Raw genomic sequence first — 21,157 nt, 5'->3', positions numbered from 1 at the left:
ATTAGTAAGGTCAGGCCATGGAAGGTTCTTCGACAGTTCATATGGCGGCGCCCGCGGACAAGATCTGGGAGCTGATCGCAGATGTCCGCAACACCGGACGGTTCTCCCCGGAAACTTTCGAGGCGGAGTGGCTCGACGGTGCGACAGGTCCGGCGCTCGGTGCCCGATTCCGCGGTCACGTCCGGCGAAACGGCATCGGGCCCGTTTATTGGACGACGTGCAAAGTGACGGCGTGCGAACCGGGCCGCGAGTTCGGCTTTGCGGCTCTCCTCGGGGACCGACCGGCGAACAATTGGCACTACCGATTGACGCCCGCCGGTGACGGCACCGACGTCACCGAGTCATTTCGCCTCACCCCTTCTGTGTTCACCACGGTGTATTACTGGTTGGGCGGCGGCTGGCTGCGTCAGCGCAACAACATCCGTGACATGACCATCACGCTCAATCGCATCAAAGATCTGGTCGAGGCGGGTTGACATGTAACCAACCCGACCGGTGTCATCGGTGATCACTCCAGTGGGTGATCGTCAGTCCGTCCGGAAACCGCCAGCGAGCTGACAGCCGGTGGGCTACTGCGACGCGACCGGCCTGACCGCACCCCAGCGCGACGAGCTGATCGTCAGGCTGAAGCGCCGGGGATACAGCTACCGGCAGGATCGGGAAGGTTGTCGGGATGTCGCCCCAGGGGGTCCTAAAGGCCCTACGGCGGATGGCCGACCCTCGGCGTGGGGTGGTCCGGGGTGGTCCGGTGCCAGCCGGTGCCAGCGGACCGCCCCGCAAAGCGAATCCCCTTACGCCACACGGGGAGGGCCTGCGTTTGCTCGGGATTGGCACCCTCCGAGCAGATCGGGGGGGTATTCGGCGATTCCCTCTCTCGCTGCTCATCGCCGCCATCGACTTTGAGGGCCCCATCCCCCTTGGGACTTCTGACTCCGCCCAACGAGGCCGAAACGCTCTATGCCCGCGTGAACGCGCGAATTCACACTCACGTATTGGATGGGCCCCGAGGAGAACCCGATGCGCACCGATATCACCTTCCACTCCGGCGACGACTGGTGCGCTGGCTGGCTGTACCGGCCCGAGGGCTTCGAGGGACCGCGGCCGCTGATGGTGATGGCGCACGGCTTCAGCGCGACCAAGGAGCTGCGCCTCCCCGCCTACGCCGAGCGGTTCTGCGCGGCCGGGATCGGGGTGCTCCTGTTCGATTACCGCCACTTCGGCGCCAGCGGCAGCGAGCCCCGCCAGCTGGTCGACATCTCCCGCCAGCACGCTGACTTCCGCCGCGCGCTGGCGTACGCGCGCGACCTCGACTGGGTCGATCCGGAGCGCGTCGGCCTGTTCGGCAGCTCGTTCTCCGGCGGCCACGTGCTCGCCGTCGGGGCGGCCGACGGGCGGGTCGCCGCGATCGTCTCGCAGTGCCCGTTCACCGATGGCCTCGCGACCCTCCCCGCGCTCGGGCTGAAGACGATCATGCAGGCCACTGTCGCCGGGCTGCGCGATCAGGTCACCGCGCTGCGTCGCGGCGCGCCGTATTACATCCCCGCCGCAGCACCGCCCGGCAGCCTCGGCTTAATGACCACGGACGATTCGCTGTCCGGCATGACCACGATCGCCGAGCAGTCGGTCGACGCGCAATGGGACAACCGCGTCGCCGCCCGGATCATGCTGCGGGTGCCGATGTACCGTCCTGGTCTGAAGGCAGCGAAGCTCCCCTGCCCGGCGCTATTCTGCATCACCGACCAGGACTCGCTCGCGCCCGCAGAGCACACGGCCAAGCTGGCCGCGCGCGGGCCGCGAAACGAGATCAAGCGCTACCCGATCGGCCACTTCGACATCTACGTGGGTGAGGACTGGGAGCGAGCGGTCGCCGATCAGACCGAGTTCCTCGTGCGCACGCTGAAGCCGTAGCTGCGCCCAGTTTATGGCGATGACCTACAGCGGATTTAGGAACGGCTTGCGGACACTCTGCGGCGGCGACGGACTTTGCGGCAACTCCTCTTTCAAACCGCGGCGACAGCTGCCTCGGAGTTAAGGATATGTGCCACGGCGTGGATGAGGGGTGCGCCGTTGGCGTGTGCAGTGGCGCTGCGCCAGGCGACGTAACCGTCGGGACGCACCAGCACGGCGCCGTCTTGTTTGATCTGGTACTCATCGAAAAATGCGTTGCCGTGATCGGCCAAACCTGGGGCACCGATCGTGTAGCAGCCGATCGGCACGTGCAGAACCCGGGAGGCGTCGGCAGCCGCCGTTCGCCAGACGTCACCGCCTGGTCCAGTGAGCACGGTCAAACCGGCGCCGAACAGGTCCAGCGTCGACACCGGGTCGGTGCCGTTACCCAGCCACACATGCGGTGCCCGGCAGCCCGGCGTGGCGCTTGGCGCGTAGTCCGAGTAACTGTCGGCAACGGCCGGAGGCTCGGTGCCATCGCTGATGACAGCTGCCGAGCGGTAAACGGTGCCGAATTCAACGCCGAGGTGATTGCCGTAGCGTCGCGACTCCCGGATGATCTCGTCAGTGCCCATGTCAGCGCCCGCTGGGTTATAGGCTCCCGCGATCACGCGCAACACATTGCGGTGATTTTCCAAAGACTGGCTGGCGGTGCGGATTGCCGGGACCCGACGCTCGGCGTCGTAGGTCTGTAACAGCGGCCAGCCGCCGGCGCCGCGGACACACAGCGCCAACTTCCACATCGCGTTGTGCATACCCTGCAGTCCCGTGTTCACTCCCAGACCGCCGGTGGGCGGAAACTGGTGCGCGGCGTCTCCACACAACACGACGCGGCCCTGAACCAGACGTTCGGCCACCGTGACGTTCATCTGCCACAAGCCGACGCTTTTGACCTCGACATCAAGATCACCCACACCGACCGCGCCGCGAACCCACCGCTGGACGCATTTAGTGTCCCACTGCTCACGACTCCACTGTTGGGGCTGGACCGCGATCTGGCACAGCCAGCGGCCGTGTGCATCCAGCGGTTGCAGCACTCCAGCGGCTTCGGGATTCGCGACAAAAAATAGGACGCCTTTGCGGTTGCCGACGTAGGTCTCGATGCCGGAATAGAAGTAGCAGTTGACGAAGTGATGGATGCCTTGTTCGCCTTTCAGGCCGATGCCGAGTTCGCGGCGCACCAGGCTGTCCACACCGTCGGCCGCGACAAGCGCCTCCCCGGGTAGGGTGTAGGACTCCCCGGTCGCGTTCACCTGTACCCGCACAGCGGCTTCTGTGTCATCGTCGCGCCAGCCCGACACCACCCCGGTGACGCTGATGTCCGCCGCATCAGCCGCGTCGCGCAGGATGGATTCGATCAAGTCCTGCGACGACATCACCGGCAGCGCCGGACTGATCTGAGGTCCGGGACCCTCGAACCCCCGCGACTCAATCTGACCCAACTGCCTGCCCACGACACTGTCGAAGAACCTGATCGGGCTCTTCCAGCCCGGCGGGGAATCGATACCGCGCAGACGCTGATACACCACCCTCCCCCAGCCGCGGGCGATCTCCATCGTGCGTGTGTTGAAGTTGCGAGTCTTGGGATGCCACGACGTCGAATCATGTTGTTCGAGTAGGACGGTGGGAATGCTGAACCTGGCGAGCTCTAGCGCGGCAGCCAGCCCGACAGGGCCACCCCCGACAATGATCACCGGCTTGGGCGACATCACCCTTCCTCCTCTCGCCGGCCCACCAAGACAAGGAGCGCATCGCCGCCGGTTAGGCGACACACGCGGCGCAGCCAGTGCCTCATCGCGGACCACTCCCGCTGTTAATCGGGCAGATTGTAGGCACGGACCACCAGCCGCGTGCTGCCATTTTTAAGTCCGTTATCCCGGAGTTCCTTTAGGGAGTTGTGGCTTGTGGTGCCTGAGGCTAAGTGGCGGGCGGTTGACGGTGTTCAACAGCTCGACACAGCGGCCCTCCTCAAACGCGCGCAGGTGGACATTGAGCCGCCTCATTTCGGACTCAGCGGATATCTTGCAGCCGTCGCAACAGAACCGTGACGGGCGCCCACCACGGGGACCCGGCGACTGCAGCTCACCCCCGCACTTGACGCACTCTGTTGGTCGATATTTCATTCTTGACCTGCACTTTCGTAGTTTTGAAATGGTTGTGCGTTGCTACACAACGGCGAATCGTGTTGAATAGCAACGCGTTTCGTCGTGGCTAATGGTTTTGGCCCGGAAACGCCCCGTTCGGATAAATCCGCCAGCAGACGCAAATCGATCTTCGTCCCACGCGCGGCCGGCTGTCGCCAGACGTGTCGATGCGGATCACGCCGCGGAGTCGGGCTCGGTCAGCTCGTCGAGGTCAGGTAGCGGCCGTCGGCAGATTTCCGCGGCCTCGTCGGCGGGCAGGCCGAACATGATCAGCACGCCTCGGGTGGCGCGATCGGCCGCCTCGGCATCGTGGCGTTCAGGCTGGTCATGCAGGAGCTGGCCGAGCCCCATCAGTGCGCCGCCTGCCAGCGACAACGCCAGCACAGGATCGTCCACGGTGAACCGGCCAGCAAGCGCAGCGAGACGGATGTCACGCAGAGCCCGCGGAGCCAGTCCGCGGTCGGCGGAGATCATCGTCAAACCGGTGTTGAGAAGCACCCGTGACATCTCCGGGCGCCGTCTGAACAGCCGCCCGGCCAGCCGGAAACTTCGGGCGAATGTCTCCGCCGGGTCCTCGCCTTCGGCGGTGAGCTTGTCGAGTATCGTGCCGAGTTCGTCGAGTACGTCGTTGACCGCGGCCTGAAATAGCTGCTCCTTGCTCTCGAAGTGGTTGTAGAACGAGCCCATGCCGACGTCGGCGGCCTGGGTGATCTCAAGTACGGGCACGTTGAACTTGCCCGCAGCGATAAACGTCTGGGCGGCGCTGATAAGGGCCGCGCGTGTGCGCGCTTTGCGCCGCTCGAGCCGGTTCTCCGCCGCGCCGTTCAGGTGGGTCATGGCCCCGATGCTAGCAGAAACCATCAATCTTGAGGATTTCGTCAAAACCCTTGACTGACGGGCCACTCGTAAGTGACGATATCGTCAGTCAATTTAAGGAGATCACCGTGACAGCCCACGTCGACGCTCACAAAGACCTGCACAGCGAGCAGGGCGCCCTGCGCGGCGAGCACCCCGGGCGCTCCCGCAACCCGCTGATCAAGATTCGTGATTTGGCCTGGCTGGAATTCGAGAAACCAGACCTCGTCCGCGCGGAAGCCTTCGCGCGGGCGTTCGGCTTCACCCCGGTGCTGCACACCGCCGATGAGTTGCACGTTCGCGGAACGGACGCCGGCTCGCCGTGCGTGATCCTCCGCCGCGGAACGCGCTCGCGCTTCGTGGGCCCAGCGTTCGCTGCACAGGACACGGCCGACGTCGAGCGGCTCGCGACCGCGACCGGGAGGAAGATCCGCACGCTGCCAGAGGCCATCGGCGGCGTCGCGGTAGACCTGATCGATCCAAGCGGGATGCCGGTCCGCGTCGTCGCCGGCATGCATGAGTTGGCCGAGCTGCCCACCCAACAGCCGCACATCTTCAACTTCGGGCACGAGCTGCGCCGCGCCAACGCCACCCAACGGCCGCCGCGTCAGCCGGCCCGCGTCCAGAGGTTGGGGCATGTCGTGCTGCAGAGCACCACGTACATGAAGGCGCTCAACTGGTATCTCGACCACTTCGGCCTGATCGTCAGCGACTTCCTGTACTACCCGGGGCAACGTGACCGCGGTCCGGCGATGAGCTTCATCCGCTGCGACCGCGGGTCCACCCCGGCCGACCATCACACGCTCGCGATGGTGCTGGGCCCGTCGAATCGCTATGTGCACTCCGCCTATCAGGTGTGCGACCTGGACGCGATAGCCGCTGGCGGTGAATGCTTGCGCGAGTTGGGATACAAGCGGTCGTGGGGGATCGGCAGACACATCCAGGGCAGCCAGATCTTCGACTACTGGCGCGACCCCGACGGGTTCTTGGTCGAGCACTTCGCCGATGGGGACATGTTCGACAACACGCTCGAGCCCGGCTGGGCGCCGTTTACGGCGTCAGGCCTTGCCCAGTGGGGCCCGCCGGCGACCAGGGATTTCCTCGGGATAGCTCCCGGCAAGGAAGCACTTCGCGAACTGCGGTCGATGCTGACCGCGATCCGCGGCGACAACGAATTCGACATCACCCGCCTACGCGGACTAATGAAAGTGGCACGGTCATGAGCATTTCCATCTATCGCACCTCCGACGCCTGGTGGGCGGGCACGGCTGAGGCCGTGGCCAAGGTCGACACGGCGGCGACGACGACGGCGCACCTGCTGGCCGAACGGCCGGCGATCGAGCGAGCGGCCGCGAGCACCGAGACCGTGGCGGTGGCCAGTCTGGACCTGGTCTCGCCGGTGACCTCGCCGTGCCGCGTCGTCGCGCAGATGACGAACTTCGCGTCCCATGTCGAGGACACGGGCGGAAACCCGGAGACGGTGCCGCTCACGTTTTTCCGCAAGGCATCAGGGTCGATCACCGGCCCCGCAGACGAGATCGTCAAGCCGGAGCATGTCCGCCTGCTCGACTACGAGGTGGAGGTCGGTCTCGTGATCGGCCGCGACATGCCCGTGGGCACGACGATCACCGCTGACAACCTTGCTGACTATGTCTGCGGTCTTGTAGTGACCAACGATGTATCGGCGCGCGACGTGCAACTGACGAAAACCCAGTTCTACGAATCCAAGTCGTATCCGACCTTCACGCCGGTAGGCCCGGCTCTGGTACTTGTCGATGCCGACGAGCTGGGTCGCTTCGGCGAACTGCGCCTGCAACTGCGGGTCAACGGCGAACTGCGCCAAGACAGCACGGTCGACGGCGACATGATCTATCAGCCGGTCCAGGCGCTTGCTGGGCTCGCCCGCTTCCAGCAGCTGTCCGTCGGCGACCTGGTGATGACCGGCACGCCTGTCGGGACGGCCCTCTCTGCGCCGCCGAAGCCGGTGCAGAAACTCGTGGGCCTATTGCCGGACGACGTCAAGTGGAAGTTGTTCTTCGCCGGACAGGCCAAGAACACCAAGTACCTGCACAACGGTGATGTCGTCAAGGCCAGCGTCACCACCGACGACGGCAAGATTGATCTTGGCACACAGCGCAATCGGGTCCGGTACGCATGAACGACAATCCCGGCTTCGTCCCGGTGGTTATCGTTGGCGCTGGGCCGACCGGGATCACCGCGGCAACGAAGCTAGCGCAGTACGGCGTCGACTGCCTCGTCCTCGACCGCTGGGAGGACGTCTACCCGCAGCCGCGTGCCGTTCATCTTGACGACGAGATCTACCGGCTACTGGCCGGACTGGGCATTGCTGATGAGTTCGCGACGATCTCCCGCCCGGCGCGCGGTCTGCAGCTGCGGGATCGCAACATGCGGGCGATGGCGGAGTTTGATCGGGAGTGCGCCGAAAGCGCCAACGGCTACCCGCAGGCGAACATGTTTGACCAGCCGGAGCTTGAAGCGCTGCTGCGGGCGAACCTGAAGCATTATCCACAGGTCGCTCTTCGGGGCAATGCTGAGGTGACCGAATCCGTTCAGATCGGCGCCGGCAGAGCGCGGGTCACGTTTACCGATCGGGTCAGCGGCGAGGAGCACCGGGTGGAGACGAGCTATTTGCTCGGCTGCGATGGCGCCAACAGCCTGGTTCGTGCCGCGGTCGGCGCCGGCATGGAGGACTTGAAATTCCAACAGCGTTGGCTCGTGGTCGATGTGGCAACGGCCGCGGAGCTGAATCAGTGGGAGGGTGTCCACCAGGTCTGCGATCCGCATCGAGCGGCCACATACATGCGGATCGGCAATACCCGCTACCGGTGGGAGTTCCGGCTCCTGCCGGACGAGACAGCCGAGGACTACAGCACCATGGCGGCCCTCTACCCGTTGATCCGGCCGTGGGTAGAGAGCGCTGCGCTCGACGAGCTGGAGCTCGTGCGCGTCACCGAGTACACGTTCCGCGCGCAAGTGGCGAACCGCTGGCGCCACGGCAACATGTTCATCCTTGGCGACGCCGCCCACCTGACGCCACCGTTCATCGGCCAGGGCCTGTGCGCGGGGCTGAGAGACGCGCTGAACCTCGCGTGGAAGCTCGCCGGCGTAGTCAACGGATGGTTGCCGGAAAATGTGCTTGACACGTATGAACAGGAGCGCATGCCGCACGTCCGGTACATGATTCGGTTCGCGCTTGCAGTGGGCACGGCGATGACCGCGGGCGGCGAGGTGGGCAACTTCGTCCGCCGAGTGGTGGTTCCGCGGCTGCATCTGATCCCGGGAGTGAGGGAGAAGATCGTCGACAGCACGACGCCCGCATTGCACAGCAGTGCATTGGTACAGAAATCACGCGGACGACGGCAATTGGCGGGCCAGTTGTGCCCGAATCCTGTTCTGGTCGACGGCAAACGGCTCGATGAGGTCGTCGGCCCCAGGTTCGTCCTCATCACGTCCGCTCCGCTCAACCCGTCCCAGCAGGACGAGGTGAGCCGCCGCGGCACGGTCGTCGTCTCGGCCCATCCCGGCATGGAACTGGCGCTCTGGCTGCAGGCCGGCCGGGCTCGGGCCGCGGTAGTGCGGCCGGATCGGACGGTGCTGTGCGCTGGCCGCGATGTGGCTGAAGTCTGCAACTCGGTGCCGGTTTTCGCGCCGCCTTGGACCGGCGGCGATGCGTAGGCCCGCGGCCACACGCTACGGCCGGGGCGCATGCTCGTCGGGAGCGTCGCCTGTTCGTGCGGCCGGCATCTGACTTGGCGCTGCGAGTGTGGCGCTGCCGTGTACGGCCCGGCGCTGGCCGAAGGGTGCAGCCTGCTCGACGGGCCAGCGCACGTCCGCTAACCGCTTGAGCGCCTCCCGCGTCTCTCGATCGCTCGGCACTCCTTACATCGCCCGATTCTCTGCGAAAGGCGATTCGAGCCTGCCATTCGTGCCCCCGCGAGCGCATTGCCACCAGACGATCTTGTTGCTCGTCTCCTCTGGATCGGGAGCCTAACGGGCATCACCGTAACCCTGACGCGCGTCTAGCGCAGCGCGGCCGGACCGGCGAGCACGCGGCAGTCGAGGCGTAGCGCCGGGCCGCGGTGCCACATTCCACCGAAGAATGTTCGACTGATACACCCTTATCGAAGGCTCACAATTCGGAATCAGCTTCGACTCCGCCTGCTCCCAATCGACGTAGCCGGTGAGCGTGCTGGCGGTGATCCCCCGGGGGTGTCGATGCGGTCGGCGATCTGCCGCAGCGCTATCGCCACCAGCGCCGGGGGGAACGGGTCGTCACACTGGTAGGTGTAGAGGCCGTCGTTGCAGACTTCCACGGTCAGTTTCATGGGTAGGACCTCGGTTCAATCGCCATCCCGGGGTAGCCGGTCGCCCCCTGAACAGTTCACGAACGCGCGGGCTGAACCGTTCAGGAACCCGCGGGGATGGTCGTTGGCGCCCTTACGCCCCGCGCATGAATCTCAGATAGAACGCCCCGAAGACCAGCACGATCCCGACGTTGATCATGAGGCGCGGCCAGAAGTGGTGGCGGAATAGCAGGACGTCGACGCCCACGATGAGCACGACCATCGTTAGCGCGTAGGCCACGAGTGCAGCGTGTTTGGACATGCGCTATGTCTACTTCAAGCGCCAGGCAAGCTTTGCGATAAGCATGCTTTTCTGCCCTGCTCATGCGGGCGGCATCTGACGTGGCGCTGTGACTGCGGAGCGGTGACTTACGGGCCGGCTCTCGCTAACGGGTGCAGTCTGCTCGATGGGCCGGCCAGGGTCCGCTGACGTATAACGTCGTTGGGCCGCAACATCTGTGCTGCAAAGCACGCCGAGCCATCCCGACCGCGCACTAAACTGCGCACACTCAACGGTTGAAGCGAGGAGGTGAGTGCGCACATGACAGCAGCTTCGGTGACCTGCCCCAACGGTCACCACAATCCCGAACACCATCATTTTTGTGGTGAGTGCGGGGCGGCCCTGCCGGTGACTTGTCTCCAGCAGTCGTACGGGCCTGCACCTCAATCGCAAAACCCATTCCGGCGGTACTGGCAGGGTCTAAGCACGGGTTACAAGATCGGCTTCTTGGCAATTGCCGTAGGCATCGTAGGCATCGTGTTACTGATCAACGTACTCATCACCGCGTCGCTAGAGTCAGCGAACAGCCAGAAATACAAAGCCTGCGAGGCGGCGATGCAGTACGAGGGATACAAGGGCGACGAGCTAAAAGCGGCCGTGCAGTTTTGCGTCAACTATCCGTGACAGGCATGCGCATGCGGACCCGATCGTTAAGGGTTACCGACGTGCGGGCGGAGACCATCGAACATCGCGATCCTTCCGGGTTCCAGCCATCGGGGTCTTGCCGGTGACGCCGGAATGCTCACTCATAGTCCATCGCCTTCTCAGGGTCGATGTGCCAGATCCAGTTGCCGTGGAGGGGCCTGTCAATGGCAAGAGCACCGACGGGAGCGATGACGAAGATAGAGAGCAACGTCCAAATCGTCGTAGCCATTAGTTACTCCTCGCACGGGTAGTCACAGCCGGTTACCAACGACTGTGCGACTTGGCGAAGCAAAGACCGTCGTCCAAAGGACGTAAATGTGAGCGCGCGGGGGTCGTAGATTTACGAGATGTCGGTCGTAGATTTACCAGCTGTCGGCCGCGGTTATAAATATTTCCGCTGATCGTTCGGGGTGTGACGTGCTGATGAAGATCGCAATCGCAGGGGTGGCCGCGCTGGCGGCCATCACCTTCGCCCCATCAGCGCACGCCGACAGCGGCGACCAGTCGGCAGCCGAGCAAGCCGTCACCGCCATCTACAACCAGGTGCAACGGGGCTGCACACCATCCACGCCGCCGCATCTGCAGTCGATCAGCTGGGACACCTTCACCCCGGCCAGCAGTGGCAGCGGGCGTATCCACGACGCCAACCCGGCTCTGGGCGGCCCGTTCCAGGTGACGTGGTGGAACCCACGCGTCGGCCCCGCGCAGGACAGTCCCCCGTTCCGGGCATCCGGCCAGTGGGGCGTAAACCTAGAGTTCTGCTGAGAACGCTAATCGGTGTACTGCCGCTGGTCGTCATCGACTTGACAACGGCCAGCTTCCCGCGCCGCTGCGCCCGCTTTGACATCCGTGTTCAGAATGGCGACCAATTGGCGAGCCGCCACCCTCATCTCTGCTTGAGGCGGGGCCGGGGCGGGCGGGGAAGAAAGAAGAAAACCCGCCCGCCCCGGTGTTCCCGCGCGCACCGCGTCCCGGGCGACGATTCCCATAACGGCGCAGCGGCGGGAAGCTTGGTTGGTGGCGCGGCGCCCCGGCCCAGTACACCGCGCCACCCATCCCACACAACCTCCGGTGTGCGGGATTCCGGTGCGGCGCGCCCGAAAGGGAGACGCTGCCCTCGGCCAGCACGACCACACCGAAGCATTACTACGATGGATACAACGTCGAAACTGTCGCCGTGCCGCTCGATACCACCGCGTACAACCACAGCGATTCGCTGCCCGTGGTGGGCACCAGGACGGAGGTGTTCGCGGCGATCGGGAACCCGGTCGTCGTGGTGACACCGGACCCGCCGATGTACGCGGCCGCGCTCGAGGACACCGGCAGGCCATCGGAGTCGGGTGCGGAGCCGACCGACGCCACCAAGGTGGCCTGGTGACCTGGGACGGGTCATCGACCCCTAGCATTACCCGCGTGGCGACGTTTGCGCTGGTGCACGGTGCGTGGCACGGCGCGTGGTGCCGCGCCGACACCAGCGCCGCCGATTCCCGGCCCCCAGAGCCACGCTGAGCCACGTTCGGCAGGCCAGCGAGCAACTACTTCACCAGCAGCTATCGTCGATAGTCACCTCATCGACCTGTCATCCGCACCGTCGCACTGCTCGAACGCGCCAGCAGCACCGGCGAGATCAATCGCAAGGCCGAGCAATTGCAGATCGACGACATGTCTCTTGATAACCCGTTTCGTAAAATCTCCATACACGCACTGTGGCTCGCGTGAATGATTGAAGCCGTGGATAGGAGATGCTCATGACCGTCGATCCCCCAGACCGGAATCGTTCAACTGGACAGTTGTTAGCTGGCAGCGCAACATTTGCAGCCGCCGCCCTGCTATTGACTAGCGGGATACTAACTCTTCTAACGGGTGTGTCAGCGGTGGCCAACAACCAGCTGCTGGTCGTCAAGTCAGATTACGTGTACAAATTCAACACGACTGGTTGGGGATGGGTACACATCGTTCTGGGAATTCTGTTGATCGTGGTGGCCTTTGGGCTTTTCTGGGGCACAACGTGGGCACGGCTTATGGCGATTATCTTTGCCTGCCTGGGAATCGTGGCCATGTTCCTTTTTCTGCCGTACTACCCGGTGTGGTCCATCGTGCTGATCGCACTTGACGTCCTGGTCATCTGGGCCATCGCGACATGGGACACGTCGCGGTCGCGCCGCGGGCAGTGATCATGTGATGGGGTGTGACCAGCGCCAAGACCATTCGGGCGATCCTCATCCAGCCCGGCACCTCCGGCTGCCTCGATGACATCGAGGACACGCTGCCCACGTTTCAGCGCATCGGCGGCGGATATATCGAGCAGGTGAGCAGCCAGGATCTGCGAATCTGCTTCTGGTGCAACGACAATGGCAAGATCGAGGGGCTGCCGGGCAACGAGTTGGCGACCCAATTGTGTTGGGCCACAAACCCTTTGATGGCCGGTCGTGATGTGCTATTGCGGGGCGGTGATCGTCGCCGGGCGGGCAGGCCCGCAGACGGCCTCGGTGCCGCAGGCGATGGTGGAGCTATGGCGCTCCTACCGTAGCGAATAATCTCGCACCGTAGGCGACCGAAATAGGTTGGCGCGGGTCGACATTCGCAGCCCGTGGCCCGAATACCCCTAGATCAGGGGCTGTTTCGCGCCAGTAACAGATCAAAACAAGCGTTATTCCACATCTAGATGCGTTACCTGGGAGCACAGGCCAGTGCACCGTGAATGTCGCGTTCGGCCTGCTCTCGCTCACCTCGTGCGATCGCGACCCGGGCGCGCGGGGTGAGCGACATCACGAGGTGCCAGCCCGTCGCCACCGAGACCGCGTCATCGACTAAGCGCCGGGCCGCGATGAGATAGGGCTGGGCCACACTGAAATGTCGGAACGCCGCCGCGCCGCTGCGCCACGGCGACGCGATAGGACGCCGCTACGGTGCCGATTGTTCGATGAGTGCGTCGAGGTTGAGCTCGCCGTCCCTGGTTTGCGCACCGGCGGCCATGACCGCTTCGAACCGTGCGTCTAGTTCGGGGTCTGTGAGCGTCTGGTCGAACTGGTAAGCCTCCTCGAGAAGGCCGGCTTTGATCGATCCCGTCGCGGAGTCAACTGCGATCTTGGCCCGCCGCACAGCGTCGGGTGGGAAGGACGCGATGCGACGCGCCAACTTTTCTACGAAGGGCGTGAGCTCGTCCGGCGGTAAGGCCCGGTTCACCCAGCCGTACCGTTCGGCGGTGTCGGCGTCGAAGTCGGAGCAGCCGAGCACGACTTCCAGCGCGCGGCCACGGCCCATGAATCGGGCCAGCCGTTGCGTGCCACCCCCGCCCGGGATAAGGCCGAGCGCAACCTCTGGCTGCCCGAGGACCGTACGCCCGCGGGCCGCAAAGCGAAGGTCGAGCGACAACGCGAACTCGCTTCCACCGCCGCGTGCCCGCCCCTCAAGCTGAACGATGGTCACCAGCGGCAATGTGCGCCAGCGCTCTACAAGTTGGTGAAACGGGCTCAACTGGTCAGTCCGCTCCGTTACGTCGCGGGGCAGTTGACGGATGAGTTCCAAATCGGCATGAGCCACAAAGAACTCCGGATTAGCACTGCGGAAGACCGCGACGCGCACCGATTGGGCCAGCAGGTCGTCCGGGAGACGCGCCAGATCCCCGATCATCGTGGCGTCAAGCAGATTAATCGGCGGATGATCGATCGTCACGAATGCGACCCCGCCATCGACATCAACACGCAACGCCTCATATCGGTCCATTAACGAAGATTCTCATGATGGCGTGGCAGATGGAAAGAATCCTCGCTAGGTGCGCCACGGATTCCGGTGGACAAGATCCGGCCCGCCAGCCGGGACGAGCTGGCGAAGCTGACCGCCGCGATGCCCGAGCCGTATCAGCCGATGATCCTGTTGGCGTCGTGGTGCGCGCTGCGCTTCGGGGGGCTCACCGAGCTGCGCCGCCGCGACATCGACCTTGAGGAGCGGGTGATCAGGGTGCGCCGCGCGGTGGTCCGCGTCGGCGGCGAATTCCAAGTCACCACACCCAAATCGGAGGCCGGGAGCCGCGACGTGGCGATCCCGCCGCACCTGTTGGGAGCCCTGGCTGATCACCTGATCGACCGCGTCGATGCAGGACCGGACGCGCTGCTGTTTGCGGCGAAGGGCGGCGGGCACCTGGCGCCGGCGAGCCTGTACCGGCGGTTCTATACCGCGCGTGAGGCTGCCGGCGGCCCGATCTTCGCTTCCACGACCTGCGCCACACCGGGGCCGTTCTCGCGGCGAGTGCGAGGTCCGCGGCGATGACATCGGCGGGATCGGCGTGCACATCGGCGCACGGGTGAGCGCACTGGCAGGGCCGAACGATGTGCTCGTGTCCCGCACACTGCGCGACCTGGTGATCGGGTCAGGACTTGAGTTCGACGAGCGTGGTACGCACCAACTGAAGGGCGTGCCCGGGGAATGGCGTCTCTTCGCCGTCGCTTCTCCGTAGCGCTGGGTTTCGGCGAACCTGGGGGGTGGGTAGGCCGCGCGAAACGGATGGGCAAGCACACTCCCCACCCGCTGGGTACATCCCCCCCTTGGATTTTTTCCGAAGAATTTTTGCCCCGCGAAAAGTTCCCGGCAGCAGCGCTTTCCGGGTGTTTGCGCTGGTAAGCCCTGTCCAGCAACGGGTTTCGGGGAAAGCGTGGAAAACCGAAGACGTTCGGTTTTGTGACTGGACACCCGGAAGTCGTGCTCACGCGCCGCCCCTGCTTAGGTTAAAGCGTCCACCACGACCGCCGAACAAACTGCGCCAAGGGTCTATTCGCTGCGCCGCCTACGCGCCCGAATTGTCGCGCGAGCGAGCGTTACGGGGTGGCTGAGTAGAGTCGTGAGCTTGCCAGCCCGCGTGTTGGGATCTCGTGCGACACCGAGCTGGATCAACAGAGTGAGGCGGTCGAAGTAAACACGTTCGCAAAGCAGGTCAGGGCCATCGAACTCGAAGATCGCCACAAGCGGCAGGTCGATTCGTCGGCCGGTCGGCGGGAGTCCGTGAAACGGACCTAGGTGCGTCCCCTGCAGACGAAACTCGCTGATGACCAAATCGCCGTGGTGACTAAGCGAGTCGGGCTCACGGTTGGGAACGTTCAGGTCGGGAAAGCCGGTGAACAATTCGCGATAGGCGTCCGCCACCTCATCGGAACCATCGGCAACTTCGCCCCCGGGCAACTCCAGGCGCGCCACGCCGACCTTGAACGTCGCAAGCGTGGCTTCCAGGTCTCGATGTTTTTCTGCGTTCACGTGGGCCTGGACCGTTGCCTCGCGTGATTGACGCGGGCTCGCGTCCACTGTTGCGGTCATTGCGCCTTCCCTTCTCTAGTCTTCAGCCTGACCTGTCCGATGAGAGTCCCTCTAATTTGCGGTATCTGGAGCGTCTCGGCCGCAGAATTTAGGGGTTGCGGAATAGGCGTAAGAAGCGGAAAGCAAGCCAAGGTTTTCGGCCCCATGCGACCAGGTGTCCGGTGAGAGTAGGACGTACTGGTCCTGCGCGCCCGTACAGGAGGAGAAGAAGTGCCGTCGGCTCGCCTGAGATGTAGCAGTCGGCTCGACCACCGCCGGGTTCTGAGATCTGCAGCTCGTCGTCCGTAATGGTAAATAGCGCACGAGTTTCAATACCGCGCAGCCGCATTTCTAACCGAGCATGCAAACCCGCCGACCTCTCGGGGAGAAAATACAACGGCACCACCTGGACCATCCCCCGGAATGTGGTGTCCGCCCATGCCGACGGGATGTGCCATCGGCGGCCGAGCGCGCGTGCAATGTCGCGCCCGTGAATCGTCGCTTCGCCCACCATCAGTGCGAGCACGGTGGAGATCGGAATTGATAGCCCGTTGTGCCATGCGACTCGCGGATCACCGCCCCGGCTGCTCGCCGCGTCGGTCAGTTCATTGACCGCGGCTTGTATTCGGTCAGCAAGCGCTTGGGGCCTTCGATCCTCCACCTTTTCGAGCGCAGATTGGGTCCAGTCCGGTATGGCTTCCATGGTGGCCACTGGTAAGACAGTCCCGCATGCAAGTCCGACGTTGAGTTCCAACACCGTCGCCACATGCGCGGCGACGTCCGACGCCGACCAGTACCCGATGCCGTGGACGTTGAGATCATCGCCATGCAGGAGCAAGCCGCAGAATTGTTCCATCGCGGCTGGTAACTCCGCCAAGACGCGGGTCTTATCGGGCGCCGCCATGGGGTGGTTCGACTCGTTGGCCGCACATGCCTTCTTGCTGACCATGGCTGACCCTCCGATCCATACTCCGATATCGGAGTATTATTGCTTACTCCGGTACCGGAGTAAAGTGTTTCGCGTGAGAGAGGGTTTGTCCACGACGTCGTACGCCGTCTTAGGGCTCCTGAGCTTGCGGTCCTGGACCGGCTACGAGCTAGCTCAGCAGGGGCGACGGAGCCTGCGATTCTGCTGGCAAAAGGAAGACAGCGTGCTTTACGAGGAGCCGCGCCGTCTGGTTGCACGCGGTTTGGCCTCAGCCGTCCGGGAACGAAACGGTGGCCGCTCGCGCAACCGTTACGAAATCACCGACGAAGGCCGGCAGGCGCTTCGGGAATGGCTCGGAGGAGAAACCAGCAGCCCGCCGCGGATCGAACTCGAGCCCTGTTTGCGCTTTTTGTTCGCCGACCAGGGTGATCGCGAGGATGTGCTCCGGGCCGGCGCGGCCTTACGTAGCTGGGCGCAGGAGCACATCGACAGCGTCAACGAAATCCTTCGCCAATATGAGGCAGGTGAGGCTCCGTTTCCAGATCGGCTGCACATCTCTGCGCTCGGTGCACGGTTTGTCTCAGACCTATTCCATACCATCATGGATTTCGTCGATTTCGCGGAGGAGGAAATCAAAAACTGGCCGCGAACTGATCGACTCGGCTTGACACCTCGCACCAAAGAGATCCTCGACGAGCTAGTCCAGCGCGAAGATCGAGCAACACCCCACCCGCGCACGACCGAGCCAAGTGGCTGACCAACGCCGCAAGGCTCCACTGGCCTCACCTTCAAACGCCCAAATACGGCGCGATCGAATATGGAGGGTTACCGGTACAGTGTCGCCTCTGATATGGCCTTGGTGACAGCGTGCTGCCGCTTGGGCGGGAGGGTGATGATTATGGCGGCGTCACGCTGAATTCGGCTATTGGGACCACCTTTGCCATCCCATGCGCGCGGTCATAGGTGTTCGAGCAGGCTGGCGGTGGTTGTTGAGTGCCCTCACTGCGCTGTGGCGATCCTGCCAGGTGATGCCACCGCTGCCGGCCGGCGAGCACGTCGACACTAGCCGTGTGCAGTTTTAGAACGTACTTCAGCAGTTCGTGGCCAGCCCCGGACCAACAGGTTCCACCACCCCGAGAAGCTCCTGTGCGAAGACGAAGAGGAGTAATCGCAGCTTGCTTTGTGGTGGTCAACTGGCATTCTGATGTCATGCCAGGCAAGGAAATCGATCCGATCCGAGCGAAGAGTGCGCTCGCAGTGATCAAGCAAAACCCCGGGATAGTGTTCTTTGCGCTGTCGCCGGCTCTCATAGCGTTGGGTCTTATCTGGTGGCTCGCCGGCGCGGGCTGGGCCATCTTCGCGGCGATAGTGCTGCTGCTCGCCGGAGGCGCCGCCATCGTATTAAAGCGCTGACGCCGTCAGCATGCGTTCGTGGTGGGGTTGGGGCACCGTCGAGCAGTCGCTCTCGGAGCAAGAGACTCACGATCTGGTGTCACGGGTGGCGGCGCTGCTACCCGGGCATGACCTGACCGATCACCCGTCGCCGGACCCGAACGCTCTCGGGTTAGCGACGCCCCGGATTACCCCGCCGACGTCGCTGGCCGCGCTGTGCTCGACCGACCCGGCCGATCGGGCCGGCCACGCGCGGGGCAAGGCGTTTCGCGATGTCGCGCGCAACCTGCAGGGCCGCCTCGACCGTGTCCCGGACCTGATCGCGCGACCGCGCAGCGAGCGGGACGTGGTCGACGTGCTCGACTGGTGTTCGCGCGAAAAAATCCCGGTCATCCCGTATGGCGGCGGTAGCTCAGTGGTCGGCGGCGTCGAGCCGCGGTTCGACGGGCCGGTTGTCACGGTGGACATCACCGCCATGGCTGTGGTGCTCGAGATCGACCGAGTCAGCCGGGCCGCGCGGATCCAGGCCGGGGCACTCGGTCCGGCGATCGAGGACCAGTTGCGCCCGCACGACCTGACGCTGCGGCATTTCCCACAGTCCTTCGGGTTTTCTAGCCTCGGCGGCTGGTTGGCCACCCGCGCCGGCGGGCACTTCGCGACGCTGTATACCCACATCGACGACTTGACCGAATCGCTCCGGATCGTCACGCCGGCTGGGGTAAGTGAGTCGCGGCGACTGCCCGGCTCCGGTGCCGGCCCGTCCCCGGACCGGCTGTTCCTCGGCTCGGAAGGCACGCTCGGCATCATCACGGAGGCGTGGATGCGGTTACAGGACCGCCCGCGGTGGCAGGTCACCGCGTCGGTGGCGTTCGACGACTGGGCCGCCGCGGTCGCCGCGTCGCGGACCATCGCGCAAGCCGGGCTCTACCCGGCGAACTGCCGACTGCTCGACCCGGCCGAAGCGTTCCTGAACGCCGCCGCGGCGGTGGGGGGCGGGCTGCTGGTGCTGGCCTTCGAATCGGCCGACCACCCGATAGACCCGTGGCTCGACCGGGCCGTGCAGATCGCCGCCGACCACGGCGGCACCGTGACCGCGCGGCGCAGTCGCGAAGCCGAAAGCGGCACAACGGAAACCGACGCTTCAGCCAACTGGCGCTCGGCGTTCCTGCGCATGCCGTACCAGCGCGACGCCCTTGCCCGTCGCGCCGTCATCGCCGAGACCTTCGAGACCGCCTGCACCTGGGACGCATTCGGCACTCTGCACGCCGCGGTGACCGAGGCCGCCCGGACAGCGATCGAGCGGGTCTGCGGGACCGGTGCGATGACCTGCCGGTTCACCCACGTCTACCCTGACGGCCCGGCCCCGTACTACAGCATCTACGCCGGCGGGCGCTGGGGCTCCCTCGATGCGCAGTGGGACGACATCAAGGGCGCCGTGTCCGAGGCGATCGCCGCCAGCGGCGGCACCATCACCCACCACCACGCGGTCGGCCGCGACCACCGCCCCTGGTACGACCGGCAGCGCCCCGACCCGTTCGCGGCGGCGCTGCGCGCAGCGAAGTCCGCACTTGACCCGGCCGGGATCCTCAACCCCGGGGTACTACTCGACCCCTGATCAGCCGTGCGATACCCGCAGTAGCTCGGCCAGGTTCGGCAGCTTCCGCCCGCATCGCTTGCGCGTCGGCCTCCCACCGACGGGTCGAACCCTCCACAGCTTCGCGGCGTTCATCCAGCCGCGCATTCGCCACGGCTATCGATGGCAGCGGCCCACCACGCTCCCGAGCCGCACCGCGAAGAGCCGCCACCAATCGCAGCTCGGAGTCGACGGTGTCGAGGTCGCGCATGCGCGGAGCATAAGTTTGCGCGCCACTGGCAGCGCTTCACCTTAGCGGCGACTGGGTCCTCGGTTTAGCTTTTGCGGACGGATACTGATGCCCTGACTGGGTTTCACCTGCCGCGTGGCTGACGGGTGATGTGTGGTGGACGAGCCGACCGATGGCGACACCCCGCGGGTTTGCGTCTGGAGTCGCGGTTCGCGGCGGGGTCTGACGGTAACCGTGGCGGCCTCACGGAGCACCACGACGCCCTCGGTTCAGGACTGCCAGCAGGCGTCCCAGGAGCCGCGTTCGGCGCGCACTGTAGGGATGCATGTGCAGGTCGCGCCGCGGGTTGACGCGTGAGATGAGCAGTGACTGCTGGCGGCAGTATTTGCGGATTCCGCCGGGGCCGTGTCGGTAGCCCACGCCTGAGCCGGGCTTGGCGCCGCCCATCGGCAGTTCCAGCGCGAAGTAATTCACCAAGGCGTCGTTGACGGTGACCGCGCCGGCGTTGACGCGGCGGGCCACCGCTTCGGCGCGCGCGGCGTCGCGCGAGAACACCGCCGCAGACAAGCCGTATTCCGAGTCGTTGGCCAGGCGGATCGCCTCCTCGACGTCGGCGACCTTCATGATCGGCAGCGTTGGGCCGAAGGTCTCTTCCCGCATACACGCCATGTCATGGTTGACGTCGACGAGCACCGTCGGTTCGAACCAGTACCCTTTGTCTCTTCCCCGTTGCCCGCCGGTGAGCACCCTTGCGCCGTGTTGCCGGGCGTCTTCGACGTGGCGCTGCACGGTGTCGACTTGCGGCGGGAATGTCAGCGATCCGACGTCGACGGTGCCGGGTCCGGTGGGCACGCCCTGGCGGATGGCGTTGACCTTGGCGGTGACGCGCTTGACGAAGTCGTCGTAGATTGGTGCCTCGACGTAGCAGCGCTCGATGGAGATGCATGTCTGGCCGCAGTTGAACATCGAGTAGTAGGCCGCGTGGTTGGCGGCGCGTTCGACATTGGCGTCGGCGAGCACGATCATCGGATCCTTGCCGCCCAGTTCCAGCGATGCCGGGATCAGCCGCTCGGCGGCGCGCACACCCACCTTGCGGCCGGTGGCGGTCGAACCGGTGAACATCACCATGTCGACTTCATCGATCACCGCCGCGCCGGTGGTGCCACGCCCGGTCGCCACGGCGAAGACGCCCTCGGGCAGCCCACACTCAGTGAGACCCTCGGCGAGAAGCAGGGATGTCAGCGGCGTGATCTCGGACGGCTTGAGGATCACGCTGTTGCCCGCGGCGAGCGCCGGGATGCAGTCACCAAACGAATTCGTCAGCGGGTAGTTCCACGGGCCGATGACGCCGACGAGCCCGAACGGGCGATACCGTACGACCAAGCGTTTGCCCTTGACAAAGATCGATGAGGAGCGGACCCGCTCGTCGGCCAGGTAGCGCGGCGCCTTGTCGGCCCAGAACCCGAACGCCGCTGCGCCGTAGCCGAGTTCGG

General features: G+C 64.8%; 24 protein-coding genes and 2 pseudogenes. 15 read left to right on the top strand and 11 right to left on the bottom strand.

From position 1 onward, the window contains the following. The first annotated feature begins 17 nt into the window (after positions 1-17). Both VEI45_RS17185 and VEI45_RS17180 read left to right on the top strand, forming a co-directional pair. Positions 18-476 carry an SRPBCC family protein gene (locus VEI45_RS17185; protein ID WP_324855334.1) on the top strand — a complete coding sequence of 153 codons (459 nt, stop codon included), beginning with the start codon at positions 18-20 and terminating at the stop codon, positions 474-476. Between the two features lie 541 nt (positions 477-1,017). Further along, a complete protein-coding gene (locus VEI45_RS17180; RefSeq protein ID WP_324855332.1) occupies positions 1,018-1,908 on the top strand; it encodes an alpha/beta hydrolase in 891 nt (296 codons plus the stop codon). A 92-nt stretch (positions 1,909-2,000) separates the two neighbouring features. Here VEI45_RS17180 and VEI45_RS17175 read toward each other — a convergent pair whose 3' ends face one another. Together VEI45_RS17175 and VEI45_RS17170 are read right to left on the bottom strand one after the other, a co-directional pair. Next, positions 2,001-3,656: an FAD-dependent monooxygenase gene (locus VEI45_RS17175; RefSeq protein ID WP_324855330.1), complete on the bottom strand. Its 1,656-nt coding sequence runs from the start codon at positions 3,654-3,656 to the stop codon at positions 2,001-2,003. A gap of 609 nt (positions 3,657-4,265) precedes the next feature. Beyond that, positions 4,266-4,928, bottom strand: coding sequence for a TetR/AcrR family transcriptional regulator (locus VEI45_RS17170; protein WP_324855328.1), 663 nt, complete (start codon positions 4,926-4,928; stop codon positions 4,266-4,268). Between the two features lie 107 nt (positions 4,929-5,035). On the opposite strand from VEI45_RS17170, the gene VEI45_RS17165 reads away from it, so the two are divergent. From VEI45_RS17165 to VEI45_RS17155, 3 genes are read left to right on the top strand one after another with little or no spacing between them, the layout of a single operon-like run. Beyond that, complete coding sequence (locus VEI45_RS17165) at positions 5,036-6,169, top strand: VOC family protein (protein ID WP_324855327.1); 1,134 nt, start codon at positions 5,036-5,038, stop codon at positions 6,167-6,169. Continuing rightward, on the top strand, positions 6,166-7,104 hold the full coding sequence (locus tag VEI45_RS17160) for a fumarylacetoacetate hydrolase family protein (protein WP_324855325.1): 939 nt from the start codon (positions 6,166-6,168) through the stop codon (positions 7,102-7,104). Before VEI45_RS17165 ends, VEI45_RS17160 begins: the two co-directional genes overlap by 4 nt. Continuing rightward, the gene (locus VEI45_RS17155) at positions 7,101-8,642 is read left to right on the top strand and encodes a bifunctional 3-(3-hydroxy-phenyl)propionate/3-hydroxycinnamic acid hydroxylase (RefSeq protein ID WP_324855323.1); all 1,542 of its coding nucleotides are present in this window, start codon (positions 7,101-7,103) and stop codon (positions 8,640-8,642) included. Before VEI45_RS17160 ends, VEI45_RS17155 begins: the two co-directional genes overlap by 4 nt. A gap of 467 nt (positions 8,643-9,109) precedes the next feature. On the opposite strand, the gene VEI45_RS17150 is transcribed toward VEI45_RS17155, so the two are convergent. Both VEI45_RS17150 and VEI45_RS17145 read right to left on the bottom strand, forming a co-directional pair. Beyond that, positions 9,110-9,292 carry a hypothetical protein gene (locus VEI45_RS17150; protein ID WP_324855321.1) on the bottom strand — a complete coding sequence of 61 codons (183 nt, stop codon included), beginning with the start codon at positions 9,290-9,292 and terminating at the stop codon, positions 9,110-9,112. 112 nt (positions 9,293-9,404) lie between these two features. Further along, positions 9,405-9,572, bottom strand: a complete 168-nt coding sequence (locus tag VEI45_RS17145; RefSeq protein WP_324855319.1) for a hypothetical protein — start codon at positions 9,570-9,572, stop codon at positions 9,405-9,407. Between the two features lie 279 nt (positions 9,573-9,851). On the opposite strand from VEI45_RS17145, the gene VEI45_RS17140 reads away from it, so the two are divergent. Beyond that, the gene (locus VEI45_RS17140) at positions 9,852-10,214 is read left to right on the top strand and encodes a hypothetical protein (RefSeq protein ID WP_324855317.1); all 363 of its coding nucleotides are present in this window, start codon (positions 9,852-9,854) and stop codon (positions 10,212-10,214) included. 118 nt (positions 10,215-10,332) lie between these two features. On the opposite strand, the gene VEI45_RS17135 is transcribed toward VEI45_RS17140, so the two are convergent. Further along, positions 10,333-10,464 (bottom strand): hypothetical protein, encoded by a 132-nt coding sequence (locus VEI45_RS17135; protein ID WP_324855315.1) that lies wholly within the window; start codon positions 10,462-10,464, stop codon positions 10,333-10,335. A 194-nt stretch (positions 10,465-10,658) separates the two neighbouring features. Here VEI45_RS17135 and VEI45_RS17130 point away from each other — a divergent pair, with 194 nt between their 5' ends. The 4 genes from VEI45_RS17130 (at position 10,659) to VEI45_RS17115 (ending at position 12,765) form a co-directional block, all read left to right on the top strand. Continuing rightward, positions 10,659-11,000: a hypothetical protein gene (locus VEI45_RS17130; protein WP_324855313.1), complete on the top strand. Its 342-nt coding sequence runs from the start codon at positions 10,659-10,661 to the stop codon at positions 10,998-11,000. A 412-nt stretch (positions 11,001-11,412) separates the two neighbouring features. Further along, positions 11,413-11,613: a hypothetical protein gene (locus VEI45_RS17125; RefSeq protein WP_324855311.1), complete on the top strand. Its 201-nt coding sequence runs from the start codon at positions 11,413-11,415 to the stop codon at positions 11,611-11,613. 370 nt (positions 11,614-11,983) lie between these two features. Continuing rightward, positions 11,984-12,409, top strand: coding sequence for a DUF7144 family membrane protein (locus VEI45_RS17120; RefSeq protein WP_324855309.1), 426 nt, complete (start codon positions 11,984-11,986; stop codon positions 12,407-12,409). 14 nt (positions 12,410-12,423) lie between these two features. Next, positions 12,424-12,765, top strand: a complete 342-nt coding sequence (locus tag VEI45_RS17115; RefSeq protein ID WP_324855307.1) for a DUF3846 domain-containing protein — start codon at positions 12,424-12,426, stop codon at positions 12,763-12,765. Positions 12,766-12,905: 140 nt separating this feature from the next. On the opposite strand, the gene VEI45_RS17110 is transcribed toward VEI45_RS17115, so the two are convergent. Continuing rightward, on the bottom strand, positions 12,906-13,082 hold the full coding sequence (locus tag VEI45_RS17110) for a hypothetical protein (protein WP_324855305.1): 177 nt from the start codon (positions 13,080-13,082) through the stop codon (positions 12,906-12,908). Positions 13,083-13,139: 57 nt separating this feature from the next. Continuing rightward, the gene (locus tag VEI45_RS17105) at positions 13,140-13,961 is read right to left on the bottom strand and encodes an enoyl-CoA hydratase/isomerase family protein (RefSeq protein ID WP_324855303.1); all 822 of its coding nucleotides are present in this window, start codon (positions 13,959-13,961) and stop codon (positions 13,140-13,142) included. A gap of 66 nt (positions 13,962-14,027) precedes the next feature. Between VEI45_RS17105 and VEI45_RS17100 the strand changes: the two are divergent. Further along, positions 14,028-14,485 (top strand): annotated as a pseudogene (locus VEI45_RS17100) (site-specific integrase); the annotation flags it as partial. Continuing rightward, positions 14,467-14,691: pseudogene (locus VEI45_RS17095) on the top strand (hydrolase); the annotation flags it as partial. The pseudogenes VEI45_RS17100 and VEI45_RS17095, both read left to right, overlap by 19 nt. A gap of 311 nt (positions 14,692-15,002) precedes the next feature. Here the strand turns inward: VEI45_RS17095 and VEI45_RS17090 are convergent. Both VEI45_RS17090 and VEI45_RS17085 read right to left on the bottom strand, forming a co-directional pair. Further along, positions 15,003-15,542: an ester cyclase gene (locus tag VEI45_RS17090; protein ID WP_324855301.1), complete on the bottom strand. Its 540-nt coding sequence runs from the start codon at positions 15,540-15,542 to the stop codon at positions 15,003-15,005. Between the two features lie 88 nt (positions 15,543-15,630). After that, on the bottom strand, positions 15,631-16,470 hold the full coding sequence (locus VEI45_RS17085; protein ID WP_324855299.1) for a maleylpyruvate isomerase family mycothiol-dependent enzyme: 840 nt from the start codon (positions 16,468-16,470) through the stop codon (positions 15,631-15,633). Positions 16,471-16,543: 73 nt separating this feature from the next. Here VEI45_RS17085 and VEI45_RS17080 point away from each other — a divergent pair, with 73 nt between their 5' ends. The 3 genes from VEI45_RS17080 (at position 16,544) to VEI45_RS17070 (ending at position 19,456) form a co-directional block, all read left to right on the top strand. Continuing rightward, entirely contained in the window at positions 16,544-17,206 is a 663-nt protein-coding gene (locus VEI45_RS17080; RefSeq protein ID WP_324855297.1) for a PadR family transcriptional regulator, read from the top strand. A 452-nt stretch (positions 17,207-17,658) separates the two neighbouring features. Beyond that, entirely contained in the window at positions 17,659-17,862 is a 204-nt protein-coding gene (locus VEI45_RS17075) for a hypothetical protein (RefSeq protein ID WP_324855336.1), read from the top strand. A gap of 10 nt (positions 17,863-17,872) precedes the next feature. Next, positions 17,873-19,456 carry an FAD-binding oxidoreductase gene (locus VEI45_RS17070; RefSeq protein ID WP_324855295.1) on the top strand — a complete coding sequence of 528 codons (1,584 nt, stop codon included), beginning with the start codon at positions 17,873-17,875 and terminating at the stop codon, positions 19,454-19,456. Here the strand turns inward: VEI45_RS17070 and VEI45_RS17065 are convergent. Both VEI45_RS17065 and VEI45_RS17060 read right to left on the bottom strand, forming a co-directional pair. Beyond that, a complete protein-coding gene (locus VEI45_RS17065) occupies positions 19,428-19,685 on the bottom strand; it encodes a hypothetical protein (protein WP_324855293.1) in 258 nt (85 codons plus the stop codon). The genes VEI45_RS17070 and VEI45_RS17065 overlap by 29 nt on opposite strands. A 222-nt stretch (positions 19,686-19,907) precedes the next feature. Further along, positions 19,908-21,157, bottom strand: a 1,250-nt coding sequence (locus VEI45_RS17060; RefSeq protein ID WP_324855291.1) for an aldehyde dehydrogenase family protein, incomplete at its 5' end; no start/stop codon positions are given.

The organism is Mycobacterium sp. (assembly GCF_035623875.1).
Classification (GTDB): domain Bacteria; phylum Actinomycetota; class Actinomycetes; order Mycobacteriales; family Mycobacteriaceae; genus Mycobacterium.
The sequence above is the reverse complement of the archived record's forward strand: the minus strand, read 5'-3'. Positions and strand labels throughout refer to the sequence as shown.

Excerpts from the sequence above, each read along its gene's own strand:
- VEI45_RS17185 (WP_324855334.1), top strand. The coding sequence starts at position 18 with ATGGAAGGTTCTTCGACAGTTCATATGGCGGCGCCCGCGGACAAGATC.
- VEI45_RS17075 (WP_324855336.1), top strand. The coding sequence starts at position 17,659 with ATGCCAGGCAAGGAAATCGATCCGATCCGAGCGAAGAGTGCGCTCGCA.
- VEI45_RS17145 (WP_324855319.1), bottom strand. The coding sequence starts at position 9,572 with ATGTCCAAACACGCTGCACTCGTGGCCTACGCGCTAACGATGGTCGTG.
- VEI45_RS17150 (WP_324855321.1), bottom strand. The coding sequence starts at position 9,292 with ATGAAACTGACCGTGGAAGTCTGCAACGACGGCCTCTACACCTACCAG.
- VEI45_RS17155 (WP_324855323.1), top strand. The coding sequence starts at position 7,101 with ATGAACGACAATCCCGGCTTCGTCCCGGTGGTTATCGTTGGCGCTGGG.
- VEI45_RS17170 (WP_324855328.1), bottom strand. The coding sequence starts at position 4,928 with ATGACCCACCTGAACGGCGCGGCGGAGAACCGGCTCGAGCGGCGCAAA.
- VEI45_RS17070 (WP_324855295.1), top strand. The coding sequence starts at position 17,873 with ATGCGTTCGTGGTGGGGTTGGGGCACCGTCGAGCAGTCGCTCTCGGAG.
- VEI45_RS17065 (WP_324855293.1), bottom strand. The coding sequence starts at position 19,685 with ATGCGCGACCTCGACACCGTCGACTCCGAGCTGCGATTGGTGGCGGCT.
- VEI45_RS17135 (WP_324855315.1), bottom strand. The coding sequence starts at position 10,464 with ATGGCTACGACGATTTGGACGTTGCTCTCTATCTTCGTCATCGCTCCC.
- VEI45_RS17140 (WP_324855317.1), top strand. The coding sequence starts at position 9,852 with ATGACAGCAGCTTCGGTGACCTGCCCCAACGGTCACCACAATCCCGAA.
- VEI45_RS17175 (WP_324855330.1), bottom strand. The coding sequence starts at position 3,656 with ATGTCGCCCAAGCCGGTGATCATTGTCGGGGGTGGCCCTGTCGGGCTG.
- VEI45_RS17180 (WP_324855332.1), top strand. The coding sequence starts at position 1,018 with ATGCGCACCGATATCACCTTCCACTCCGGCGACGACTGGTGCGCTGGC.
- VEI45_RS17090 (WP_324855301.1), bottom strand. The coding sequence starts at position 15,542 with ATGACCGCAACAGTGGACGCGAGCCCGCGTCAATCACGCGAGGCAACG.
- VEI45_RS17130 (WP_324855313.1), top strand. The coding sequence starts at position 10,659 with ATGAAGATCGCAATCGCAGGGGTGGCCGCGCTGGCGGCCATCACCTTC.
- VEI45_RS17120 (WP_324855309.1), top strand. The coding sequence starts at position 11,984 with ATGACCGTCGATCCCCCAGACCGGAATCGTTCAACTGGACAGTTGTTA.
- VEI45_RS17160 (WP_324855325.1), top strand. The coding sequence starts at position 6,166 with ATGAGCATTTCCATCTATCGCACCTCCGACGCCTGGTGGGCGGGCACG.
- VEI45_RS17085 (WP_324855299.1), bottom strand. The coding sequence starts at position 16,470 with ATGGTCAGCAAGAAGGCATGTGCGGCCAACGAGTCGAACCACCCCATG.
- VEI45_RS17105 (WP_324855303.1), bottom strand. The coding sequence starts at position 13,961 with ATGGACCGATATGAGGCGTTGCGTGTTGATGTCGATGGCGGGGTCGCA.